This is a genomic window from Giesbergeria sinuosa (assembly GCF_042652905.1).
GTDB classification, from domain to species: Bacteria; Pseudomonadota; Gammaproteobacteria; order Burkholderiales; family Burkholderiaceae_C; genus Simplicispira; species Simplicispira sinuosa.
This window is the reverse complement of the sequence record NZ_JBHSHJ010000009.1, coordinates 124,168-139,126: the sequence shown is the minus strand read 5'-3', so window position 1 is coordinate 139,126 and position 14,959 is coordinate 124,168. Positions and strand designations below refer to the sequence as shown.

Here is a 14,959-nt window from a genome sequence, read left to right as displayed (position 1 = left end):
CCAATACGAAACCAAAGAATACTGACTGGTAAGCGAAAAAAACCTATTTTCTTAATACCAGCAACAGCAAAACCAGAATTTTGACAGCCTTGGAATAAGCACGGCTGTGGACAAAACGCTAACGAACTAAGGTAAGCGGCAGCTGGAAGCTGTCCGCTTGAGCGCCGAGTTAGAACTAACGCCCACACAGCAGCCACCCAAAGCCAGCAGCATAGCCGGAAAAACTAACCTGCACCAGTGCCAATAGGACACCAAAAAAACCAAAGGCAAAGCCTACTTTGAAAAAACTAGTGAAAACAAAACCGAATTTTTAACGTGCATCGAATAAACACCGCCGTGGGCTGATGCTAACGAACTAAGGTAAGCGGCAGCTGGAAGCTGTCCGCTTGAGCGCCGAGTTAGAACCCAAGCCCACGCACCAGCCACCCAAAGCCAGTAGCGTAGCCGGAAAAACGAACCTGCGCCAGTGCCACCACGAAACCCAAGAACACTGACCCCGGCAAGCCAAAAGCAGAATTTACTTTTGAACACTGGCGATAACCAAACCCGGTTTTTTACGCGCTTGGAAAAAACAACGTTGTGGGCTGATGCTAACGAACCAAGGTAAGCGGCAGCTGGAAGCTGTCCGCTTGAGCGCCGAGTTAGAACCCCAGCCCACACACCAGCCACCCAAAGCCAACAGCATAACCGGAAAAGCGAAACTGCACCAGCACCTATACGAAACCGAAGAATACTGACCCCGGCAAGCCAAAAGCATGATTTACTTTTGAATACTGGCGATAACCAAACCCGGTTTTTTACGCGCTTGGAATAAGCAACACCGTGGGCCAAAATCTAACGCCTGAATTAACCGGCTGGCCGGCTTTTCGGCCAGTCCGGGTTGAATGATTTGTTGGGCGGCATTGATTACTACGGAGAGAAAAATGGACGGATGGATTGCGACAAAGGACCGACTTCCCGCAGAGGGGCAGGAAGTGACCGTGCAGATGGACCACGGGCAGATCAAGCAGGTTGTTAAGGATAAGCACTACTCTGGCGGCTGGAAGCAAGTGAACTGCCAAGGATGGGAGCTTGTGACATGGCATGCCGACAGCATTACACACTGGAGGCCGGAGGTCTTCGAGCGCCCGAGAAAAACCGGGCCGGCTGACGCGCCATGGATGACGCCGAACTAGAAATAGACGACACCCCCATACAAACAGAGGGTCGGATAAGATGGAAGCATCCTACTGTACCTACAGGAAAACTCCAATAGCCTATTGTTTAGACAAACCTAAAATTTTACGGATGCGTGACTTTACCTCTCACATAGATGCTCCGCCCCCACCCAAACTGCTAGACCGTATGCGTGCTCATCTGCGCACACAACACTACAGTATCCGCACAGAGCAAGTCTATGTCGATTGGGCACGGCGTTTTATCCTGTTTCATGGCAAACGGCATCCACAAGAAATGGGGTCTGCTGAGGTAGCTGCATTTTTGAGCTATTTGGCAGTAGAGCGACAGGTGTCAGCCTCTACACAAAACCAAGCTAAAGCAGCACTTTTGTATTTGTACAAGCGGGTGTTAGACAGTGACCTGCCTTGGCTTGACGAGGTGGTGCAGGCCAAACGCCCCCAGCGTTTGCCCGTGGTGCTCACCCCATCAGAGGTGCGTGAACTACTGCTGCACATGGAAGGCACCACGGGCTTGGTTGCTCAACTGCTGTATGGCACAGGTATGCGGCTTATGGAGGCACTGCGCCTGCGCGTGAAAGATGTGGAGTTTTCTCGACGTGAAATCGTGGTGCGCGAGGGTAAAGGCAACAAGGACAGAGTCACAGTATTACCTGAAAATCTGTTGGCCCCGCTGCGGGCACAATTGGAGAAAGCACGGGTATTACACGAAAAGGATTTGGCAGCTGGCCTAGGCCGGGTCTATTTACCCCATGCGTTGGCTGTGAAATATGCCGATGCTGATCGGAGTTGGGCTTGGCAATGGGTATTTCCATCGCAGGTGCGGGCACTCGATCCTCGCCCCGATGCACGCACCGGAACAGCCATCGAGCGACGCCACCACATCTATCCTGAATCGGTACAGCGTGCAGTGCGTGAAGCAACGCGGCTGGCACGGATTGACAAGCCTGTTTCGCCCCATGTGCTGCGCCATTCATTTGCCACACATTTACTTCAGGCAGGCTATGACATTCGGACGGTACAGGAGTTGCTCGGCCATGCCGATGTCAGTACCACCATGATTTATACCCATGTATTAAACAAAGGCGGACGGGGCATTTTAAGCCCTCTGGATGCTTTATAAAAAAAGCCCGTCACCCACAAAGCGGTGACGGGCTTGAAATGCTATAAAGCGCGTGGGCTTACAGCGAATCAATAAAACTGCGCAATTTATCCGAGCGGCTAGGATGCTTGAGTTTGCGCAGTGCCTTGGCTTCTATTTGGCGAATACGCTCGCGCGTCACGTCAAACTGCTTGCCCACTTCTTCTAGAGTGTGGTCGGTGGACATTTCAATACCAAAACGCATCCGCAATACTTTGGCTTCGCGGGGGGTCAGGCCATCCAGAATGTCTTTGACCACATCACGCAAACCGGCTTGCATAGCCGCATCAATGGGGGCCGTATTGGCTCCATCTTCGATAAAATCGCCCAAGTGGCTGTCATCATCATCGCCAATCGGGGTTTCCATGGAAATCGGCTCTTTGGCGATTTTCATGATTTTACGGATTTTGTCTTCCGGAATCTCCATTTTTTCGGCCAACACGCTGGCATCTGGCTCAAAGCCAAACTCTTGCAAATGCTGGCGCGAAATCCGGTTCATTTTATTGATCGTTTCGATCATGTGTACCGGAATGCGGATGGTACGGGCCTGATCGGCAATGCTCCTTGTAATGGCTTGGCGAATCCACCACGTTGCATACGTGGAAAATTTGTAGCCACGGCGGTATTCAAACTTGTCTACAGCCTTCATGAGGCCAATATTGCCTTCCTGGATCAAATCTAGGAATTGCAAACCCCGGTTGGTGTATTTTTTGGCAATCGAGATCACCAGACGCAGGTTGGCCTCGATCATCTCTTTCTTCGCATTGCGCGAAGTGGCTTCACCTTCGTTCATGCGCTTGTTGATGCTTTTGAGCTCCGACAGCGGCACCACTACACGGGTTTGCAGATTGATCAGCTTTTGCTGTAGGTCTTGGATAGGCGGGATATTGCGCGCCATGGTGGCGCTCCACGGCTTGCCAGCAGCGGCCTGCTTTTCTACCCACTCCAAATTGAGCAAGTGGGCAGGAAATTCCTTGATAAAGGTTTCTTGTGGCATGCGGCACTTGTCCACAATGATCCGGCGCAGTTCGCGTTCTTTCTTGCGCACATCGTCGACCTGGGCGCGCACCATGTCGCACAGCTTTTCAATGGTCTTGGCGGTAAAGCGGATGGTCATCAGCTCGGCAGACAGGGCTTCCTGTACCTTCATGTAGGCAGGGGTGCCGTAGCCTTCTTTTTCGTAGATCTTGTGGATCTTTTCAAACAGTTCACGCAGCTTGTCAAAGCGTTCTAAGGCTTGTTTTTTCAGCTCTTCGAGCTTTTTGGTCAGGGCTTTGGAGCCGCCCTTACCATCGTCATCATCGGCTTCGTCAAATTCGTCGAAATCTTCTTCGGCCACATAGTCATCGGCCTCGTTGGGGTTGGAGAAGCCATCAACGATGGTGGAGATAACGACTTTGCCTTCGCGGATTTCCTCGCCCATGTTGAGGATTTCGGCAATGGTGGCGGGCGAGGCGCTGATGGCCTCCATCATGGCCTGCAAACCGCCTTCAATCCGCTTGGCAATTTCAATTTCGCCTTCGCGCGTCAGCAGTTCTACGGTGCCCATTTCGCGCATGTACATACGCACAGGGTCGGTGGTGCGGCCAAACTCGCTGTCTACGGTAGACAAGGCGGCTTCAGCGGCTTCTTCAGCCTCTTCTTCGGTCGCGGCGGTCTGCGCAGTGTTGGTCAGCAGCAGGGTTTCGGCATCGGGCGTTTGCTCGTATACGGCTACACCCATGTCGTTGAGCATGGCGATGACCACTTCCAGCGTTTCGGCATCGATCAGTTTGTCGGGCAAGTGATCGGAGATTTCGGCGTGGGTGAGGTAGCCGCGTGTTTTACCCAGCTTGATCAGGGTTTTGAGACGCGAGCGGCGCTTGGCCAGATCTTCTTCAGATAGAACGGTTCCGTCCAGGCCGAATTCTTTCATCAAGGCGCGCTCTTTGGCCTTGCTGATCTTCATGCGCAGCGGCTTGACCTTTTCTGCACTGGGCGTGGCCTCGGCCTCCACCTCTGCTTCTACCTCGCCTTCGAGATCGGCTTCGATGTCGGACAGGTCGGCATCATCGGCGGGATCGGCATCGGGGTTGGCCTTGGGCTTGCGGCCGCGCTTGGCTGGAACTTTGGCTGCGCCGGTGGCGGGGTCGGTTTTGGCGGCCGATTTGGCCGGACGGCCCGGACGCTTCTTCACGGGCTCTTCGCTGTCAGCCGGAACCACCAGCAACACTTTGGGCGGTGCCACTTTCTTGACCACCACCACAGGTTCTGGCTCTAGTGCAGCCGCCAGTGGTTTGAGCTGGATGGTTTTTTTCTTCTTGATGGTGACGATAGGCGCTTCTGGCTCCAGTGCAGCAGCCAGCGGTTTGAGCTGAATGGTTTTTTTGGTGGTGACGATTTTTTCTTCCGGGGCGGGGGCAGGAGCGGCAGGCTTGGTCACGGTGGTGGCTTTCTCAGAGGTCACTGTCCGGGGGGCATCGGCGGATACCGATGCAGGCCGGGGGGGTATGGCGGGATCCGCCCCAGCGGCGGTATCTGGGGCAGGCAGGAAAGACTTCGCGAACTCTGGAGCAGGCATGTACAACCTCACAAACAAAGAAGAACACAAAGAAAAACACAAGCACCACGGCAGATTCCGGCACGACAGGCACGGCTCAGGCGGGTTGGGGCGGAATGGACTCCACCCTAGGGCAAGATGTCTGGGCGAACATTTGGTGTGCAGTCCTTGCGGTGCCAGGGGCGGTTGTGCGTGTGTGTCACGGTGGCCCACCCGGAGGTGCTGCTGTCGCTCTTGCCGAAAAACTCTATATTGTACGCTTGATGTGTCTATTCAAGGGGCGCCCGTCTTGCCTTTCTCTAGGGCGCGGCGTTGTTGGTGCAGTTCGTAGTAGCGTTGGCGCGCCACTGGGTCATGGCCCACAGCAGAGATCAAGGCGTTTTCTTCGATTTTGAGTTGTTCGATCAGGATGCGATTGAGCAGGTCGCGCAGCTCTTGGCGCAGTTCGTCGATATCTCCTTCGGCCTGTGCATGGGAGCCCGTCATCAGTTGCTCGGCCAACTGGTGGCTGCTGTGTCCCCGCAAGCGTTCGCGCAATACTGCCCACGGCAAAGCACCGTGTTCATGAAACTGCTCCTCCAGCCAAGCTAACAGGGGACTGTGGGGATGGCCCAGAGCGTGCAAAGCGGCCAGATCTTCATGCGAGAGCTCATCAAAAAAGGCCATGTGCGACAGCAGCAGACGGGTGGCATGGTCGGCACGGCTGACAGGCACTGCGCGTCTGGAAGCGAGTGCGGTGGCGCTTCTGGCGGGGCGTGACGGGGTGGCACGGCGCGAAGATGTCGGATCAGCAGGGCCGGCAGCAGTGGCTGGTGAATCGCTACCGTGGATGGTGCTGATGTGGTGGGGGCCGCGAGCGTTGGCACGTTGCCAGATTTCGAGCAAGTCGGCTCCGGAAAGCTGGGCCTGCGCGGCAATATCGCCCAAGAGCTGACGCTTGAGTGCCCCATCGGGCAAGGCTGACCACAAGGGTCGGGCATTGCTGCTCATGTGCGCGCGCCCTTCGGGGGTGCTCAGATCGCATTGCTGCGCTGCCACAGCACACATAAATTGGCTCAAGGGCTGCGCCCCTGTTACCAGACGGGCAAAGGCGTCACTACCGTGGCTGCGGATAAAGCTGTCTGGATCGTGTTCGGGTGGCAAAAACAAGAATTTGATGCTGCGGGTGTCGGTGGCATAGGGTAGGGCGCCTTCCAGTGCCTTGTGTGCTGCCCGCTGCCCGGCTGCATCGCCATCAAAGCTAAAGACCACGGTATCGGTAAAACGAAAGAGCTTGGCCACATGCTCTGGGGTGCAGGCGGTGCCCAACGTGGCTACGGCGTTGGCAAAACCGCACTGGGCCAGCGCCAGCACGTCCATATACCCTTCTGCCACCAAAACATAGCCTTGCTCGCGTATGGCCGTGCGGGCCTCAAACAGACCATAAAGCTCCCGACCTTTGTGAAATACGGGGGTTTCGGGGGAGTTGAGGTATTTGGGCTTGTCATCGCCCAACACCCGGCCACCAAAGCCGATGCACTCGCCTTTGACGTTGCGGATGGGAAACATCACCCGGTCGCGAAAGCGGTCGTAGCGTTTACCGCCCTCTTCAGCGTGGGCAATGACCAGTCCGCTTTCCTCCAGCAATGGATCGTCGTATTGGGCAAACACGCTGGCCAAGTGGCGCCAGCCTTCTGAGGCATAGCCGACACCATAGGCACGGGCAACTTCCCCCGAAACCCCCCGACCTTGCAAGTAGGCAATGGCCCGCTGGGCACCACGCAATTGACGGCGGTATGCCTGTGCCGCCTGCTCCAACACATCTGTCAGGGTGGCCTGCTTGTGTCGCTGGGCGCTGGCTTGGGCCTGTTGTTGTGGCGATAAATCATCTTCGGGCACTTGCAGCCCGGTCTGTCGGGCCAGGTCATGCACCGCCTCGACAAAACCCATGCCGGTATGCTCCATCAGAAAACTGATGGCGTTGCCGTTTTTGCCACAACCAAAGCAGTGGTAGAACTGCTTGGCTGGGCTGACGCTGAAAGAGGGTGATTTCTCGCCATGAAAGGGGCACAGCCCCATGAAGTTGGCGCCGCCCTTCTTGAGCTGCACATAGCGCCCCACCACATCGACTACATCGACGCGCGAGAGAAGTTCCTGAATGAAAGACTGAGGGATAGACACTAGCCTATTGTCGGCGCAAAGCTGATGGGACTGGGAGCCCGCTTCCATACAGACAGACACGGGATAGCCCACAGTTGCGCGTAAACTGGCTTGCTGCTGGCACCATAGTGGCCGCGCTGGTGCGCGGACGGGGTGCTGTGCAATGTTCCGTCGCCGTGGCGCTGCCAGGCGTTTTTTGTCCGAACTGTTTTCTCATGACATCCATCTACGACCAAGACCTGCCACGCAACCCTGCTAATTTTGCCCCTCTATCGCCTTTGGGCTTTATTGAGCGTGCTGCCGAGGTCTACCCCGAACGGCTGGCGATTGTGCATGGCGACTTGCGCCAGACCTGGAGCCAGACCTATGCCCGTTGCCGCCAATTGGCCAGTGCTTTGCAACAGGCTGGCATTGGTAAAAACGACACTGTGGCCGTGATGCTGCCCAACACGCCCCCCATGGTGGAAGCCCACTTTGGTATCCCAATGGCTGGGGCCGTGCTGAACACGCTCAACACCCGCCTTGACCCTGAAGCCATTGCCTTCATGCTTGACCACGGTGAGGCCAAAGCCCTGATTGTCGATCCAGAATTTGCCAGCGTGGTGGCCAAGGCGCTGCCCTTGCGCCACAGCACAACACCGCTTTTGCTGATTGATGTAGAGGACGCGCTGTATGGCCCTGCCAGCCAACGTCTGGGCAACACCACCTACGAGGCCTTTGTGGCAGGCGGCAATGCGGACTTTGCCTGGGAACTGCCTGCCGACGAGTGGGATGCTATTGCCCTGAACTACACCAGCGGCACCACTGGCAACCCCAAGGGGGTGGTCTACCACCACCGGGGGGCGGCACTGAACGCGATCTCCAACGTGTTGGAGTGGGACATGCCCAAGCATGCCGTCTATTTGTGGACGCTGCCCATGTTCCACTGCAACGGCTGGTGCTTTCCTTGGACGGTGGCAGCACGCGCTGGCGTGAACGTTTGCCTGCGCCGTGTGGATGCGCAGTCGATCTTTGATGCTATTCGCCAGCATGGCGTGACGCACTACTGTGGTGCCCCCATTGTGCAGAGCCTGCTGGTGAACGCGCCTGCGGCGATGAAGGAGGGCATTCCTGCTGGAGTGAAAACGATGGTGGCGGGGGCGGCCCCACCAGCGTCCATGATTGAAGGCATGGAAAAAATGGGCTTTGACCTGACCCATGTTTATGGCCTAACTGAAGTGTATGGCCCGGCCACAGTTTGTGCCAAACACGATGCCTGGAACGAGCTCGATATTGGCGAGCGTGCCCGCCTGAATGCCCGCCAAGGGGTGCGCTACCACCTGCAACGCGGTGCCAGTGTGCGCAACCCCGAAACCCTAGAGCCAGTGCCCCACGATGGTGAAACCATGGGCGAGATTATGTTTCAGGGCAATATCGCCATGAAGGGCTATCTGAAAAATCCTAGCGCCACAGAAGAAGCCTTCCGGGGAGGCTGGTTCCACAGCGGTGATTTGGCGGTGCAATACCCCGATGGCTACATCAAAATCAAAGACCGCAGCAAGGACATCATCATTTCGGGCGGCGAGAACATCTCTTCCATTGAGGTAGAAGATGTGCTGTACCGCCACCCCGATGTGCTGGCCGCTGCCGTGGTGGCTAAGCCCGATCCCAAGTGGGGCGAGACGCCCTGCGCATTTATTGAACTGAAATTGGGCGCACAAACCACGGTAGAAGACATCGTGGCACACTGCAAACTGCACTTGGCGGGCTTTAAGGTGCCACGCCACGTCATTTTTGGCGAAGTGCCCAAAACCAGCACCGGCAAAATCCAGAAATTTGCGCTGCGCCAACAGGCTGGCTCGCAAAGCGCCATCAACGTTTAACCACGTTGTCACCCCATGGCCGTTTACTGTATTGGTGATGTGCAGGGCTGTGACGAGGCACTGCAACGGCTGCTGGAGCAGGTGGACTTTTCTCCCAGCCGGGATACGGTTTACCTGCTGGGCGATTTGGTGAATCGGGGGCCAGCCTCGGTGCAGGTGTTGCGCCGCTGCTTGGCTGCCGATGGAGCCATTCTCAGCCTGTTGGGCAACCACGATCTGCACCTGCTGGCCGTAGCCCACGGGGCGCGCAAACCCTCGTTGCGCGATACCTTGGCGCCGGTGCTGCAAGCACACGACCGGATGACGCTGCTTGATTGGCTGCGCCAGCAACCGCTGGTGCGCACGCTCGAGCATGGTGGCCAGTCCATGTTGATGGTACATGCCGGGGTGCTGCCGCAGTGGGATGTGGCGCAAACATTGGCCTTGGGCAAAGAGGTGCAGGCGGTACTGTGCAGCCGCGATTTGCCGCTGTTTTTACGCCAGATGTATGGCAATGCGCCCGACCATTGGAGCTACCAACTCCAAGGCATAGACCGGCTGCGGGTGGTAGTGAATGCCCTGACGCGGCTGCGCTTTTGCTCGCCTGCCGGAGCCATGGACTTTGCCAGCACCGAGAGTGCCACGGTGACGCCAGCAGGCCTGCTGCCTTGGTTTGAGGTGCCGGGGCGGAAAACCCAAGGCCATCTGGTGGCGTTTGGGCATTGGTCTACGCTGGGTTGGCTCAACCGGCCCGATGTGCTGGCGCTGGATACCGGTTGTGTCTGGGGTGGCTGCCTGAGTGCCGTGCGCTTTGGCGCTACGCTGGCTGAGCGCGAGCTGCTGCAAGTGCGTTGCCCACAGGCACAAAAGCCAGGCTGAAAGGTATCGGCCACCATGTTGCAATCAAACAATAGCATCACGGTGGCTACCCCAAGACGCATGGTGATCGGAATTGGTTTTTTATGCTATGGAACAAAACGGTAACCCACACCAGTCTCGGTGAGCAAATGCTCTGGCATAGAGGGATTTTTCTCAATTTTCTTTCTTAAATTTCCCATGTGTACACGGACATAATGTGTATCTTCCATGTGCCCTGGCCCCCATAAAGATTGCAATAACTGCCGGTGTGTTATCACCCGATCTGGCTGAGACACCAAATGGGTGAGAAGTTTATATTCTATAGGGGTTAGGTGCAATGGTTTCTCATCACAAGCCACTACGCGCCGCGCCAAATCAATGGTGATGTGGCCAAAACTGATCGTGGAGCTCCCACCAACGGTCTGCTTCTGGCTACGGCGCAATTGGGCACGGACTCTGGCCATCAACTCACCCGTACTGAATGGCTTGACCAAGTAATCATCAGCCCCGACATCTAGAGCAGAAATTTTTTGTTCCTCGCTGCTACGGGCAGACAGAATAATCACAGGCACCGCAGACCATTGACGCAGTTCTTTGATAAGTTCAACACCATCGCCATCAGGCAACCCAAGATCGACCACCAGTAAATCAGGACAGCGTATGGCTGCTTCAATTAGGCCACGCCCTAAGGTTTCTGCCTCATGAACGACATATCCCTCTGCCTGCAAGGTGAGACGCAGGAAGCGCCTTATTTCTACTTCATCTTCTACGATAAGAATATGATCATTAATATGGCTCATGGTGTCATTTATATTTTAATACCTGTGCCATCATCCTGTGGAGGGTTGCCACAGGGAAGCACCATCACAAAACGTGCCCCTACTACCCTAGAATTTTCATGCCTATTATGAGCAGCAATATGACCTCCGTGTGCTTCAACAATGGCGCGACAAATAGCTAATCCCAAACCAACACCAGGGGTGGTTGTCTCACGCTGGCCACGCTCAAATTTATCAAATAACAATTCTTCTTTTCCAGGAGGTAGTCCTGGGCCACTATCGTCAATATCAATCACCACCTCCCCACTCTTTAGCTTAGCATTAATGGTGACGGGGCTGCCCTCAGGGGTATATTTGGCAATATTCTCTAACAGGTTGACCCATACCCGCTCCATCAATACGGAGTCTAAGTGCAGTAATGGCAAATCTTCTGCCAAATGGATCTGAATAGGCCGCCGTGCCATCATGGCTGCACAGGCAGTTAAGGCGCAGCCAATCACTTCGTCCAAGGGCTGCCAAGCACGGTGGAGGTGGACAGTGCCTCCTTGCAATCTGGCCATATCGAGCAGATTGTTGACTAGCGCACTCATGCGCAAGGCCGAGTTTTTGATCGAATCCACGATCTCATGCTGTGCCCGCTCGACTGCGGGTAACATCATGAGCAACGCCTCTGACAGACCAACCAAAGAAGCCAGAGGGGTTCTAAGATCATGAGAAATGGCCGATAGCAAGGAGTTGCGCAAGCGTTCGGATTCGATCTGCACTGTGCTCTTTTGCGCCATCTCAATGTAGTGAATTCGCTCCAGTGAGATCGCCAACAGAGAAGCGCAGGTGTCCAGGAGTCGCCGTTGTTCTGGCCCCAACAACCGCGGATCGCCTAGCTCCAGTGCCAACACCCCCCGCACCCGCATCGGGGCTTTGAGTGGCAACACCAGACAACCGGTCGAAGGCAGGGTATCGGTTCCTAAACCGGCGGCCTCGGCACGATCAAACGCCCACTGCGCTACCCCCATATCGACGGTGGCATTGCCACCCGGAAGGGCTTCCAGATGGTCTTGCTCGTCTGCCGCCAACAATGTCGAACGGGCTTGAAACTCAGAGGCCAGAAAACGGGCACCAATCTCGGCCACCTGCTCTGAGAGGAGGGCTGCCGACAGATCGCGGGACATCTCATACAAACTTCGTACTCGGTGTTCACGCTGGGTAGCTGCCTCTGCCTGAACTTTCAGGCCCGCCGTGAGTTGACCTATCACCAGTGCCACCACCAACATCACAGCAAATGTGACGAGATATTGAACATCACTGACAGCAAACGAGAAGCGTGGGGCGACAAAAAAGAAATCAAACAGCAAGACCCCCAGAAAAGCAGCCAAGACCGCCGGCCCACGACCAAAACGTAAACCAACACCCACCACTGCTAGCAAGAACAGCATGACAATATTGCTCAGTTCAAGCACGTTGCTCAACGGGCTAATGAGCAATGCCACCATGACACAAGCCATAGCGGCGGCAGCATAATCTGACCACGCTATTGGGGCTGCCTCTAACGCCCGCAGTTTCTGCTCAGAAGGTGGCGTACGAACTGCCCCCTGTGGGAGAGCAACCTGCAAGACATCCAGATCGTCGGCCTGTTGTATCAGAGCATCCACCAAGGGCCGCTGCCAAGGCCAGCGCCGATGGCTGCGACGGCCCAATACGAGGCGAACCAAGTTTTGCTCCCGGGCATAACGCACCAAAGCAACCGCAGTATTGGTATGAGAGACAGTGGCTACAGTAGCCCCCAACTCTTGGGCCAATTTGAGCACCCGCAGTGCTTGCTCGTGCTCTCTATCGAGGCTCTGATTCTGTCCAAGCGGCTCGACGTGCAAGGCATGCCAAGGCACGTCCAACTGTGCCGCCATCCGTGCGCAGGTGCGTACCACTTTCTCGTCTTCAAGCCCTGAGCCCACACAGGCTAACAAAGCCTCACGGTTAGGCCAGACAGGCTTGACCAAGCTGGCACGACGATAGGCACGCATCTCGTCGTCCACCCGGTCGGCGGTGCGCCGCAACGCCAGTTCACGCAAAGCCAGCAAATTGCCCTTGCGGAAAAAGTTGGCTGCCGCCTGCTCCGCCTGCTTTGACAAATACACCTTACCCGCCTTGAGGCGTTGTAGCAATTCGTCAGGGGGCAGATCTACCACTACCACTTCATCAGCAGCGTCAAAAAGACGATCAGGCACGGTTTCCCAAACCCTAATGCCCGTGATACCACTGACAATATCGTTCAGACTCTCCAAATGCTGCACGTTCATCGTTGACCATACATCAATGCCCGCGTCTAGTAGTTCTTCAGCATCCTGCCAACGCTTGGGGTGCCGAGAGCCGGCCACATTGCTGTGGGCCAGTTCATCAAGCAACACCAGCGCCTGGGGCTGCCCAACGCCAAACGCTAGGGCGGCATCGAGATCAAACTCTGGCAATACCCGATCTCGGTACAGCACCTGACGCAATGGCAGGCGGGGCAAATGCTCGGCCATGACCTCAGTATCTAAACGACCATGGGTTTCCACCACACCAATGATGACCGGCACCCCCTCGGCTTTGGCGGCATGGGCTGCCGCCAACATCGCATAGGTTTTTCCAACCCCTGCATTGGCACCAAAGAAAATCTTGAGGCGCCCCCGATGGGCCTGCCCCTCCTCCTGCAGCATCCGGGCCAGCAGGGCATCCGGATCTGGACGCTGTTCTTCCATAACAGGCATGGCTACAACCAACCAATACGCCGAAAGCGCCAATACAACACACCGATTGCGCTGAAAATAATCAACAAGGCTACCGGGTAGCCATACTCCCACTTCAACTCAGGCATTCTTTCAAAGTTCATACCCCAAACTCCAGCCAAGGATGTAGATACACCAAAAATGGCCGCCCAAGCTGCCAATTTTTTGGTTGTTTCGGACTCCTCAATCGTCACCATAGACAAATTTACCTGGATGGCTGTAGCAATGGTTTCACGAATGGAGTCAATCGTTGAATTGATTCTCATCAAGTGGTCGTGGACGTCACGAAAATACTCTTGTGTTCCAGAAAAAGCCACAGGCACCCTCCCCCCATGCAGTTTTCCAGTAACTTCGAGCAACGGAGATACTGCATGACGCATAGTAGTAGCACGGCGCTTGAGTGCATACAAACGCTCAATATTGCCACGTGCAGCATTTCTATCAAAAATACGAGTTTCAATATCATCTAACTCGGTTTCAATAGCATCCAGTAATGGAAAATAACGATCCACCACGGCATCCATCAGCGCATAACAGACAAAACCAGCACCATGCTGCAACAAATCTGGTTCTCGTTCACAACGTCCACGCACCCCAAGAAAATTTTGCTGGCTGCTATTGCGTACGGAAAGAACAAAGTTAGTCCCCACAAAAATAGCTACCTCCCCTACCTGTACCTGATCCTGCTGGACTTCCAGTAACTGCATCACAATAAAGACGATGCCGCCATACTCTTCTATCTTGGGGCGTTGGTGTCCATTGCGTGCATCTTCTACCGCTAATTCGTGCAGCCCAAACTCTTCTTGCATCAGCTGCAACTCGGCATGGGTGGCATCACGCAATGCGACCCAGACAAAACATTCTGGTTTTTCTACCCAGATGGAAATATCTTCGATAGGAATATCTGCCAATTTTTTTCCATGGTGATAGGCCACGCAATTAATCAGCATATAGTTTCCTCTGAATTAGCACTTTTTATGATGCTCTTGTAGATGCTTGGGCGGTGCTTGGCGTCGTACCAACCATGCAGCCCACAGCGCGGGTAAGAGGACTGTACCTAAACCCAACAGTACCCCCCAAAGATCCAGCATGGTCTCTTTTTAAGGCGTGACTTGGGCATCCAGCGCCAGATTCAGTGGCAGCACATGAACGCGTGATTCGCCCAGTACCCCTAGCCAAGGGCCTTGTGTATGCTGAGCCACCAATGCTTGCACTTGGGTCGGTGATAGATTGCGCGCACGCGCTACCCGACTAACCTGAAACTCGGCAGCTGCCAAGCTGATATGTGGATCCAATCCACTGGCCGATGCTGTGACCAAATCAACAGGAATCGACTGGGTATTGCTCGGATCGGCAGCGCGCAAGGTGGCGATCCTGGCCTGGACTGCCTCAGTCAGGTTGGGATTAGATGGCCCTAAATTAGAACCACCCGACGCTGCCGCGTTGTAGGTCATGGGAGCAGTGGCTGAGGGTCGTCCCCAGAAGTAGTGGGGGGCGCTGAAATTTTGTCCTATCAATGCAGAGCCGACCACCTGATCATGCACTTGAATCAGACTGCCATTAGCCGCATGTGGAAACAACTTCTGGGCAAGGCCCGTGACGGCGAATGGATAGAGCAACCCTGTCACCACTGACAGTACAGCGAAGAGGGTGAATGCAGGCCGCATAATGCCAGGGGCCGTATCGGTGTTTGCCAATCGGTTAGATTGCGATGTCATGAAAGCC

At 55.3% G+C, this 14,959-nt stretch carries 10 protein-coding genes; 4 read left to right on the top strand and 6 right to left on the bottom strand.

The window, feature by feature from the left end:
* Window positions 1-923: 923 nt before the first annotated feature.
* Window positions 924-1,175, top strand: a complete 252-nt coding sequence (locus tag ACFO6X_RS11905; protein WP_382433295.1) for a DUF551 domain-containing protein — start codon at window positions 924-926, stop codon at window positions 1,173-1,175.
* Between the two features lie 112 nt (window positions 1,176-1,287).
* Window positions 1,288-2,298, top strand: coding sequence for an integron integrase (locus ACFO6X_RS11900; protein WP_382433293.1), 1,011 nt, complete (start codon window positions 1,288-1,290; stop codon window positions 2,296-2,298).
* A gap of 58 nt (window positions 2,299-2,356) precedes the next feature.
* Here the strand turns inward: ACFO6X_RS11900 and rpoD are convergent, their stop codons facing one another.
* Complete coding sequence (gene rpoD, locus ACFO6X_RS11895) at window positions 2,357-4,876, bottom strand: RNA polymerase sigma factor RpoD (protein ID WP_382433291.1); 2,520 nt, start codon at window positions 4,874-4,876, stop codon at window positions 2,357-2,359.
* 252 nt (window positions 4,877-5,128) lie between these two features.
* A complete protein-coding gene (gene dnaG / locus ACFO6X_RS11890) occupies window positions 5,129-7,015 on the bottom strand; it encodes a DNA primase (RefSeq protein ID WP_382433289.1) in 1,887 nt (628 codons plus the stop codon).
* 194 nt (window positions 7,016-7,209) lie between these two features.
* On the opposite strand from dnaG, the gene ACFO6X_RS11885 reads away from it, so the two are divergent.
* Window positions 7,210-8,856, top strand: coding sequence for an acyl-CoA synthetase (locus ACFO6X_RS11885; protein WP_382433287.1), 1,647 nt, complete (start codon window positions 7,210-7,212; stop codon window positions 8,854-8,856).
* A 15-nt stretch (window positions 8,857-8,871) separates the two neighbouring features.
* Window positions 8,872-9,714, top strand: a complete 843-nt coding sequence (locus ACFO6X_RS11880) for a symmetrical bis(5'-nucleosyl)-tetraphosphatase (protein WP_382433285.1) — start codon at window positions 8,872-8,874, stop codon at window positions 9,712-9,714.
* Between the two features lie 86 nt (window positions 9,715-9,800).
* Here the strand turns inward: ACFO6X_RS11880 and ACFO6X_RS11875 are convergent, their stop codons facing one another.
* The 4 genes from ACFO6X_RS11875 to kdpC all read right to left on the bottom strand — a co-directional run bounded on the left by ACFO6X_RS11875 (window position 9,801) and on the right by kdpC (window position 14,952).
* The gene (locus ACFO6X_RS11875) at window positions 9,801-10,493 is read right to left on the bottom strand and encodes a response regulator (RefSeq protein WP_382433283.1); all 693 of its coding nucleotides are present in this window, start codon (window positions 10,491-10,493) and stop codon (window positions 9,801-9,803) included.
* Between the two features lie 8 nt (window positions 10,494-10,501).
* Window positions 10,502-13,207, bottom strand: a complete 2,706-nt coding sequence (locus ACFO6X_RS11870; RefSeq protein WP_382433303.1) for a DUF4118 domain-containing protein — start codon at window positions 13,205-13,207, stop codon at window positions 10,502-10,504.
* A gap of 11 nt (window positions 13,208-13,218) precedes the next feature.
* Complete coding sequence (locus ACFO6X_RS11865; protein ID WP_382433281.1) at window positions 13,219-14,184, bottom strand: magnesium and cobalt transport protein CorA; 966 nt, start codon at window positions 14,182-14,184, stop codon at window positions 13,219-13,221.
* Window positions 14,185-14,334: 150 nt separating this feature from the next.
* Window positions 14,335-14,952: a potassium-transporting ATPase subunit KdpC gene (gene kdpC / locus ACFO6X_RS11860; RefSeq protein ID WP_382433279.1), complete on the bottom strand. Its 618-nt coding sequence runs from the start codon at window positions 14,950-14,952 to the stop codon at window positions 14,335-14,337.
* Window positions 14,953-14,959 lie beyond the last annotated feature (7 nt).

Coding starts and splice junctions, on each gene's coding strand:
- ACFO6X_RS11865 (WP_382433281.1), bottom strand. CDS start 14,184: ATGCTGATTAATTGCGTGGCCTATCACCATGGAAAAAAATTGGCAGAT.
- ACFO6X_RS11870 (WP_382433303.1), bottom strand. CDS start 13,207: ATGGAAGAACAGCGTCCAGATCCGGATGCCCTGCTGGCCCGGATGCTG.
- rpoD (WP_382433291.1), bottom strand. CDS start 4,876: ATGCCTGCTCCAGAGTTCGCGAAGTCTTTCCTGCCTGCCCCAGATACC.
- ACFO6X_RS11880 (WP_382433285.1), top strand. CDS start 8,872: ATGGCCGTTTACTGTATTGGTGATGTGCAGGGCTGTGACGAGGCACTG.
- kdpC (WP_382433279.1), bottom strand. CDS start 14,952: ATGACATCGCAATCTAACCGATTGGCAAACACCGATACGGCCCCTGGC.
- ACFO6X_RS11905 (WP_382433295.1), top strand. CDS start 924: ATGGACGGATGGATTGCGACAAAGGACCGACTTCCCGCAGAGGGGCAG.
- ACFO6X_RS11885 (WP_382433287.1), top strand. CDS start 7,210: ATGACATCCATCTACGACCAAGACCTGCCACGCAACCCTGCTAATTTT.
- ACFO6X_RS11875 (WP_382433283.1), bottom strand. CDS start 10,493: ATGAGCCATATTAATGATCATATTCTTATCGTAGAAGATGAAGTAGAA.
- ACFO6X_RS11900 (WP_382433293.1), top strand. CDS start 1,288: ATGCGTGACTTTACCTCTCACATAGATGCTCCGCCCCCACCCAAACTG.